Origin of the sequence: Streptomyces scopuliridis RB72, from assembly GCF_000718095.1 — a bacterium.
Taxonomy (GTDB): domain Bacteria; phylum Actinomycetota; class Actinomycetes; order Streptomycetales; family Streptomycetaceae; genus Streptomyces; species Streptomyces scopuliridis.
The window spans coordinates 1-9,254 of record NZ_JOEI01000053.1 but is presented as its reverse complement, the minus strand read 5'-3'; the positions used below and the strand labels follow the sequence as shown (position 1 = coordinate 9,254).

At 70.7% G+C, this 9,254-nt stretch carries 2 protein-coding genes; both read left to right on the top strand.

The features are described from left to right. Positions 1-19 precede the first annotated feature (19 nt). The gene (locus IF11_RS0135795) at positions 20-5,881 is read left to right on the top strand and encodes a condensation domain-containing protein (RefSeq protein ID WP_342342628.1); all 5,862 of its coding nucleotides are present in this window, start codon (positions 20-22) and stop codon (positions 5,879-5,881) included. Between the two features lie 28 nt (positions 5,882-5,909). Then, the coding region (locus tag IF11_RS0135790) for a non-ribosomal peptide synthetase (RefSeq protein WP_030355987.1) at positions 5,910-9,254 on the top strand (3,345 nt) is incomplete at its 3' end.

Genomic DNA, 9,254 nt, shown 5'->3' with positions numbered 1-9,254 from the left:
GGCTGACTTGAGTGCGTCGGTGGTGCGTGCAGCGGTGGCGCGTGGGGTGTCTGGGCTGTTTCTGACGAAGGCGCTGTTCGACGTGCTGGCGGAGGAGGAGCCGGCGTGCTTTGCGGGCCTCGGCGAAGTCTGGACGGGTGGTGAGGCGGCGTCCGGTGCGGCGATGGCACGAGTGCTGGAGGCGTGCCCGGAGATCGAGTTGGTGCATGTCTACGGTCCTACGGAGTCCACGACCTTTGCCGTATGCGGGCCGGTCAGCGGTCTCGATGCCGAGGGTGCGGCGGTTCCGCTCGGCGGTCCGATGGACAATACGTCCGCGTACGTTCTCGATGACGCGTTGCAGCCGGTCGGTATCGGGGTTCCCGGCGAGTTGTATCTCGGTGGCGCTGGTCTGGCGCGTGGGTATGACGGCCGTCCTGGGCTGACGGCCGAGCGGTTTGTGGCGGACCCCTTCGGTTCCGGTGGGCGGTTGTATCGCACGGGTGATGTGGTGCGGTGGCGGTCGGACGGTCGGTTGGACTTCCTGGGCCGGAATGACGGTCAGGTGAAGGTGCGGGGCTTCCGTATCGAACTCGGTGAGATCGAGTCCGTACTGTCGCGCCACGCGGCGGTGGGGCGGGTCTCGGTGATCGTCCGCGAGGACCGTCCGGGGGCGAAGCGGCTGGTCGCGTATCTCGTACCGTCGTCGGGCGAGCTGGATGTCCCGCTCGTACGGGAGCACGCCGCCGGCCTGCTGCCGGAGTACATGGTGCCGTCGGCCTTCGTCGTCCTGGACGCGCTGCCCCTGACCATGAACGGAAAGGTCGACCAGCGGGCGCTTCCGGCCCCCGACCTCGCCATGGAAGGGGAGTATGTCGCCCCCCGCACGGAGGCGGAGCGGGTGTTGTGCGAGGTGTGGGCCGACGTTCTCGGGAGAGAACGGGTGGGGGTCCACGACAACTTCTTCTCCCTCGGCGGGGACTCGATCTCCAGCCTCCAGGTGGTCTCCCGGGCCCGTCGCGCCGGGCTGGATCTCACCTCCCGCGATGTGTTCCTTCGGCAGAACATCGCGGACCTCGCGGCCTCTGCGGTGACCATCGCGCCACGTAACGTCGCGCTCGCGCCGCAGGAGGCGGTGAGCGGGCCCGTGGGGCCGACGCCGATCCGTGAGTGGTTCTTCGCCCATCACCCGGCGGCGCCCCATCACTTCGCCATGTCGATGGCCTTCGAGCTGGCCGCCGGCACCGATCCCGCTCATCTGCGTTCGGCGGTCGCCGCCCTGCTGGCACAGCACGACGCGCTGCGGTCGACCTTCATCCGTACCGAACGCGCCGCACACACAAGTGGCTGGGCCGGTCGTATCGCCCCTGCCACGGACGTCGACGCGGTGTTCACCGTCCACGACCTGACCAGCGCCGCAGACGCCGAAAAGGCTTGGCAGGAACAGGTATTGGCCGCACAGTCCGGGATGGACCTGTCCAGCGGCCCCCTGTTCCGTGTGCTTGTCGGGGACCGGGGACCGGAGCGCCCCGGGTGGCTGTTCATCGCCGCGCACCACCTCCTCGTCGACGGTGTGTCGTGGCGCATCCTGCTGGAGGACCTGGCCCGTGCGTACGCGCAGGCCGCGGCCGGTCGGCCCGTACGCCTCGGGGAGAAGAGCGCGTCCGTACAGCAGTGGTCGCGGCGGCTGGCCGGCCATGTAGCCGCGGGCGGCTTCGACGACCAGGTCGGCTACTGGCGGACGGTGACGGACGCGGGGGCCACGGAGCTGCCTGTCGACCTCCCGGGCGGCGGCAACACCATGGCAGCGCAGGCCACCGTGGACGTCACCCTGGACACGGAGGAGACCGTGGCCCTGCTGCACCGCGTGCCCGACGTGTACCGGACACGCACCGACGACGTACTGCTGGCCGCGCTCGCCCGTACGCTGCGGACCTGGACCGGGCGCGAGCGTACGGCCGTCGCCGTCGAGGGACACGGCCGCGAGGAGCTGTTCGGCGACCTCGATCTGACCCGTACGGTCGGCTGGTTCACGTCGATCCATCCTGTCGCCCTCGCGCTCCCCGACAGCGACGACCAGGCATCGGCGCTCATGTCCGTGAAGGAGCAGCTCAGGGCGGTGCCCGACCGGGGACTCGGGTACGGCGCGCTGCGCCATCTCGCCGTCGACAGCGCCTCCGGCCGGGCGCTCGCCGACGCCGCCGAGCCGCGCATCAGCTTCAACTACCACGGCAGATTTGACGGATCCGCCGACACTACCGGCCCGCTGCGCGCGACCCTGCCCGCCGTCGGGCAGGACCACCATCCGGCCGAGGAACGGGCGCATCTGATCGATGTGATCGGTGTGGTCGCCGGGGGCCGTCTGACCTTCACCTGGACGTACTCGACCGAGCTGCACCACCCCGCGACCATCGAGCGACTGGCCAAGGACTTCGCCTCGGAGATCAGCGGTTTCGTACGACACTGCGCACAGCCGGACGCGGGCGGCCGTACCCCCTCGGACTTTCCGCTCGCCCGGCTCGACCAGGCCACCGTGGACGCGCTGGTGGGGGTCGGCCCGGCGGTGCGGGAGTCGGCGGTCGAGGACATTTATCCGCTCACCCCCATGCAGAGCGGCATGCTGCTGCACACCCTCACCGAGCCGGGTGTCTACCTCGACCAGGTGTCGTTCCTCCTTGAAGGAGCCGGTGATCCCGGGCTGCTCGCCACCGCCTGGCAGCGGCTCGTGGACGCGACGCCCGCTCTCCGTACGCAGGTGGTGTGGGACGGCGTGCCCGAGCCCCTTCAGGTGGTACGGCGGCACGCGACCGTGGACATCCGTCGGCTGGACTGGACCGACGCGAACCCCGACGAACAGGCGGTACGTCTGAGGGAGTTGATGGACGAGGAGCACGCGGCGGGTATCGATCTGACCGTCGCTCCGCTGATGCGGCTCGTCCTGATACGGGCGCGGGAGGGCGCCGTCCGTGTCGTGTGGACCTTCCACCATGTGGTGCTCGACGGCTGGAGCACCACGCAGATCTTCGAGGACGTCTTCGCCCAGTACCGTGCGCTCGCTTCGGGCGCGGGCGGGGCCGCTCCTCTGGCAACCAGGCCGCCGTTCCGGGACTACGTGGAGTGGCTGCGCCGGCAGGACACGGCGGCGGCGCGGGAGTACTGGCGCGGGGCGCTGGCGGGGTTCCGCTCGCCGACGCCCCTGCCCGTCGACCGCCGTCCAGCCCCCGGCCACCGGTCCCACGCCGCCGAGCGGGTACGGATCGAGCTGTCCACCGAGGACGCCGGCGCGCTGACGGAGATGGCCGGACGCCACCGGCTCACCCTCAACTCGGTGGTGCAGGGCGCCTGGGCGCTGCTCTTGTCCCGCTATTCGGGCGAGAGCGACGTGTGTTTCGGCGCCACCGTCTCGGGGCGGCCCGCCGACCTTCCCGGTATGGAGTCCACGGTCGGCAACTTCCTCAACACACTGCCTGTACGGACCCGGATCCCGGAGACCGAGAGCCTCCTCGACTGGCTCGGCCGGCTCCAGACCGAACAGGCCGAGGCGAGAGGCTTTGAGCATCTCGCTCTCCGGGAGGTGCGCGACTGCGCCGAACTGCCGTGCGGCACTGAACTCTTCGAGAGCATCGTCGTCTTCGAGAACTACCCCGGCAACGAGGAGGCCGCCGCCGCGCACGGGCTGCGGGTCACCGATGTGCACGCGGTCGACACCGCCGGCTACCCGCTGGATCTGACGGCCTACGCCGACAGGGACAAGCTGGCGCTGGTGCTCGCGTACGACCCGGCGCTGTTCGACCACGACCGCGTCGCGCACATGGCCGAGCATCTGGCCGTACTGCTGCGCGGCATGCCGGGCGGCGCACACCGGCCGCCCGCCGATCTGCCTCTGCTCTCGGACCGCGGACGCGATCGACTCCTGGGCGGCCAGGGCGATGGCGACGGCGAGGGCTGGAGCGGTCGCCGGATCCCCTACGAAGACTCCAGCTGCCTGCATGAACTCGTCGCCGCGCAGGCCCGCAGAACGCCGGACGCGGAGGCGGTGGTGTTCGGTGCGTCCACACTGACGTACGCCGAACTCGACTCGCGTGCCAACCGGCTCGCCCAGCATCTCGTCACGCGGGGCGTCGGCCCGGAGACGGTCACCGCCATCTGTCTGGAACGCGGCCCCGACATGGTGGTGGCCCTGCTGGGCGTCCTCAAGGCGGGCGGCGCGTACGTCCCGCTCGACCCCGCCCACCCCGCAGAGCGGCTGGCATACGTCCTCACCGACAGCGCCGCCCGGCTGGTGATCACGCAGCGGTCCCTCGCCGACAGGCTGCCGGCCGGGCCCGCGCCGCTGCTGCCGCTGGACGAGCGGTGGGACCTGATCGCCCGGCTGCCCGACCGGACGCCGGAGACCGGGGTCACCCCGCGTGATCTCGCGTATGTCATCCACACCTCGGGGTCCACCGGACGGCCCAAGGGTGTGATGGTCGAGCACCGCAGCATCAGCCATGGCGCGGCGTCCTGGAACGCGGCGTACGGGTTCACCGGCAGGGAGGAGATCGAGGGGCCGGGGGTCGGTGTGCCCGGGGCCAGTGAACCCGAGGCCGGTGGGGCGGCATCCGACAAGCCGGTATCCGACGGGCCCGTACGGCAGCTCAACGTGGCCAGCATGTCCTTCGACGTGTTCGTCTCCGACCTGGTGCACTCCCTCTGCCACGGCGGCGCCCTGGTCATCGCCCCGCCCGAGGCCATCGCCGACCCCGCACAACTGCTCACACTCATGCGGACCGCCCGCGTCACCCATCTCGACACCGTGCCGGCGCTGGCCACCGCGCTCGCCGACGAGTCGGCGCGGTACGGCGAGGGCCTTCCCCCGCTGCGGGTGCTGGCGGCCGGCGCGGACCTCTGGCGTACCGACGACTGCCGACGGCTCCTGGAGCAGGCCGCCGAGGGCACCACCGTGCTCAACACGTACGGCGTCACCGAGGCCACGGTCGAATCCTCGCTCTATCCGGCGGTGCGAGAAGCGCTGCCGGACACCGCCGGCGTACCGATCGGCAGGCCGAACCCGGGCATCCGGATGTATCTCCTCGACAGCGCGCTGCGGCCCGTGCCGGTCGGTGTGACCGGGGATCTCTATCTGGGCGGTCCCAGTGTGGCCCGGGGATATCTGAACCGTCCGGAACTGACCGCGCTGCGGTTCGTCGCCGATCCCTTCGGTACGGACCCCGCCGAGCGGCTGTACCGGACCGGCGACCGAGCGCGCTACCTGCCGGGCGGCGACATCGAGTTCGCCGGCCGTGCCGACGAGCAGCTGAAGATCCGCGGTTTCCGTATCGAGCCCGGCGAGATCGAGTCCGCGCTGCGGCAACACCCGTCCGTCGCCCGCGCGGTGGTCGCCGCGCGGCAGGACGGTGGCGGAGCGGCGCGGCTGGTCGGCTACACGGTCGTACGGGACGGGCACACCTTCGCCCCCGGTGAGCTGCGCGCCCATCTCAAGGGACTGCTGCCCGGCTACATGGTGCCGTCGGTGTTCATGGAACTGGCGAGCCTGCCGCTGAACGCCAACGGCAAGGTCGACCGCCGGGCCCTGCCCGCCCCGGACGCCGCCGCGCAGGCGGACACCGCGTACATCGCACCGCGCACGCCCGGCGAGGAAGTGCTCGCCGGCATCTGGCAGGAGGTGCTGGGCGTGGAGCGGATCGGTGCCGAGGACGACTTCTTCGAACTCGGCGGCAATTCGATTCAGATCCTGCAGATCAACTCGCGGATCAGGGCCGCGTTCGGGGTGGGGTTCTCCGTCCGCGCCTTCTACGACTCCCCGACAGTGGCCGGTCTCGCGGTCACGGTGGAGGAGCGCATCCTCCAGGAACTCGAAGACTCGATGCAGAGAGATCAGCCCGAGCAAGAAGAGCACTGAGCAACAAGCGGGAACTGGAGGGGGATTCATGAACACGGCGTCCTCGCCGAACTGGAAGTCCGTATCCGTGGCGGAGGGGCGCCCCGTACCGGAGAGCTGGAACGACACCGTACGGCGGGACCTGCTCGGCACCACCGTGCTGGGGACGATCGAGCGGTGGGCCAGGGACACCCCGGACGCCGTGGCGGTCGAGGACGAAGGGACCACGCCAGTAAGCGTTCTGACGTACCGTCAACTCGATGAGGACGCCAACCGCTTGGCTCATCTGCTGCGGGGACACGGCGTCGGCGGCGAAGCCCGCGTCGGCGTCTGTCTGGAACGGTCCGCCGAGCTGGTCGTGGCGCTGCTCGCCGTACTGAAGGCGGGCGGTACGTATGTGCCGATCGACCCCGGATACCCGGCCGACCGTATCGGCTACATGCTCGCGGACAGCACCCCACAGGTCCTGATCGCCCGGCACGGCACGCTCGCGCCCCCGGCCGACGGGGCAACGCCCGCCGTCCTGGAGCTGGCTGGTCTCGACGCCGCCCTGGCCGGCTGCCCGGCGACGGCGCCCGAGGCCGCAGTCGGGGCGGACACCTCCGCGTACATGATCTATACCTCTGGTTCGACCGGCCGGCCCAAGGGCGTTGTGGTGCCGCACGGGGGCCTCCTCGGGCTCGCCGTGGCCCATGTCGAGGCGCTGGGGCTGCGTGCGGAGAGCCGCGTGCTCCAGTATGTGTCGCCGAGCTTCGACGTCTCCATGGCCGACATCATGATGACCCTCGCCGCTGGGGCCACCCTCGTGCTGGCTCCGGGACAGCCCATGGGCGAGGAACTGCTGCGGCTGCTCTCCGAACGCCGTGTCACGCATCTCATGGTCCCGCCGGTCGTCCTCGGCACCGTACCCGAGTCCGAACTGCCCGACCTGCGGACCGTGGTGATCGGTGGCGAGACCTGCCCGGAGGATGTTGTCGCCCGCTGGTCGGCCGGCGGGCGCCGGGTGATCAACGCGTACGGCCCGACCGAGGCCACCGTATGCGCGACCCTCAGCACCCCGCTGTCCGCCGACGCACCCGGCCCGTACCCGATCGGCGCGCCGATCGCCAACACCCGGGCCCATGTACTGGACGACACGCTGCGGCGGGTTCCGGTCGGTGCCTGGGGCGAGCTGTACCTCGGCGGCCCCCTGGCCCGTGGGTACCACGGGCGGGCCGGGCTGAGCGCCGAGCGGTTCGTCGCGGACCCGTTCGCCTCGGGCGGCCGGTTGTACCGGACCGGGGACGTGGTGCGCTGGCGGACGGACGGTGCGCTGGAGTACGGCGGGCGCAGCGACGACCAGGTGAAGGTGCGCGGTCTGCGCATCGAACCCGGGGAGATCGAGGGCGTGTTGGCGCGTCACCCGGCGGTGCGCAGTGCCGTCGTCGTGGCACATGAGGACCGGCCCGGTGCCAAGCGGCTCGTCGCCTATCTCGTGGCCGAGCCGGGTGTCGTGGGTGGAACTGGTGTCATGGGTGGGCCGGGTGTCGAGGGTGGGCCGGACATGGGTGAGGTGCGGGCGCATGTCGCTGCCGAACTGCCCGACTTCATGGTCCCCGCCGCCTTCGTCGTACTGGACGCGCTCCCGCTGACCGCCAATGGGAAGCTGGACCGGCGTGCCCTGCCCGCGCCCGACTACGGGACGTACGGGGCGTACGGCACCGACCGCGAGTACATCGCCCCGCGCACCGCGACCGAGCGGACGCTCTGCGCCATCTGGACCGAAGTGCTGGGCGTCGAACGGGTCGGTACCGAGGACGACTTCTTCGACCTCGGCGGTGACTCCATCCTCGCGCTCCAGGTCGTGTCCCGGGTACGGGGAGCTCTCTCTGTCGCGCTCCCCTGGCGTACGCTCTTCGACCAGCCCACGGTGGCGGGCCTTGCCGCTCTGGCCGGGCGGCCCGACGACGCCGCAGCCGCCGCAGGACCGGTCGCCATCCCCGTCGCCGACCGGGGCACGGCGCTGCCGCTCGCCCCCGGGCAGCAACGCCTCTGGTTCCTGAACGAGTTCACCCCTGGAAGCGTCGAGTACAACACCGCCGCCGCGCTCCGCCTCGCGGGCGAGCTGGACGGAACCGCGCTGCGGGAAGCCGTCACGGATCTGGTCGCGCGGCATGAGACCCTGCGGACCACCTTCGAGACCGTGGACGGCCGCCCGGTCCAGGTGGTGCGTCCCGGCGCCGTCGTCCCTGTACGCACCCTCGATCTCTCCGCCCTCGCGGAGAACGCGCGCGCCGTCGAACTCGACGCGGTGCTACGGGCCGAGCAGGCCACCCCCTTCGACCTGCGCACCGGTCCGCTGCTGCGCATCCTGGCGATCCGGCTCGGACCCGCCGAACATCTTCTGGTCGCGACGCTCCACCACATTGTCACGGACGGCTGGTCGGTCGGGGTGCTCGTACGCGACCTCGGCGCGCTGTACGCCGCGCGTCTCGTCTCCCCTGCCGTGACATCCTCCGTGCTCCTCGGCTCGCCCCCCGCCGATCTGACCGGTCTGCCCGAACTTCCCGTGCAGTATGCCGACTACGCGCTCTGGCAGCGGGACGCGATCGCCGGCGTTTCGGTGGAGAATCAACTCTCCTATTGGCGAGAGCAGTTGGCGGACCTTCCCGCGCTCGATCTGCCGACCGACCGGCCGCGTCCCGCCGTCCGTAGCTCGGCCGGGGCGGTACACACCTTCGAGGTGCCGAAGGAACTGGCCGACGGCCTGACCTCGTTGGGCCGGAACGAACGCGCCAGCCTGTTCATGGTGCTCACAGCAGTGACGCAGCTGCTGCTGGCGCGTTACAGCGGCCGTCAGGACATCGCCGTCGGCACAGTCACTTCGGGGCGTGACCGCGAGGAGACCGAGAACCTGATCGGGTTCTTCGTCAACACCCTCATCCTGCGCACACGGATCGACGAGTCGCGCCCGTTCCGGGACCTCCTCGCCTCCGTCAGGGACACCGCGCTGGAGGCGTTCGCCCACCAGGACGTGCCCTTCGACCGGCTCGTGGACGAGTTCGCCCCCGAGCGCGATACCAGCAGGACCCCGCTGGTGCAGGCGGCCGTCGTTCTCCAGAACGCCTTCGGGGGACTGACGGAGTTCGGCGGGATGCCCGCCGAGCGAGTGTATGTGCCGCGCGAGTCGGCCCGGTTCGACCTCACCTTCGAGTTCTGGGGTCACGACGGGGGCCTCTCCGGCGAGATGGAGTACAGCACGGATTTGTTCGATGCGGTGACGGTGGAGCGGTTGTGTCGTCATTGGGTTGAGTTAGCTGGTGTGGTGGTGGGTGAGCCGGGTGGTCGGTTGTCGGGTGTGGGGTTGTTGTCGGGTGAGGAGGGGGAGATCTTCGCTGGTGACTGGGGTGTGTCG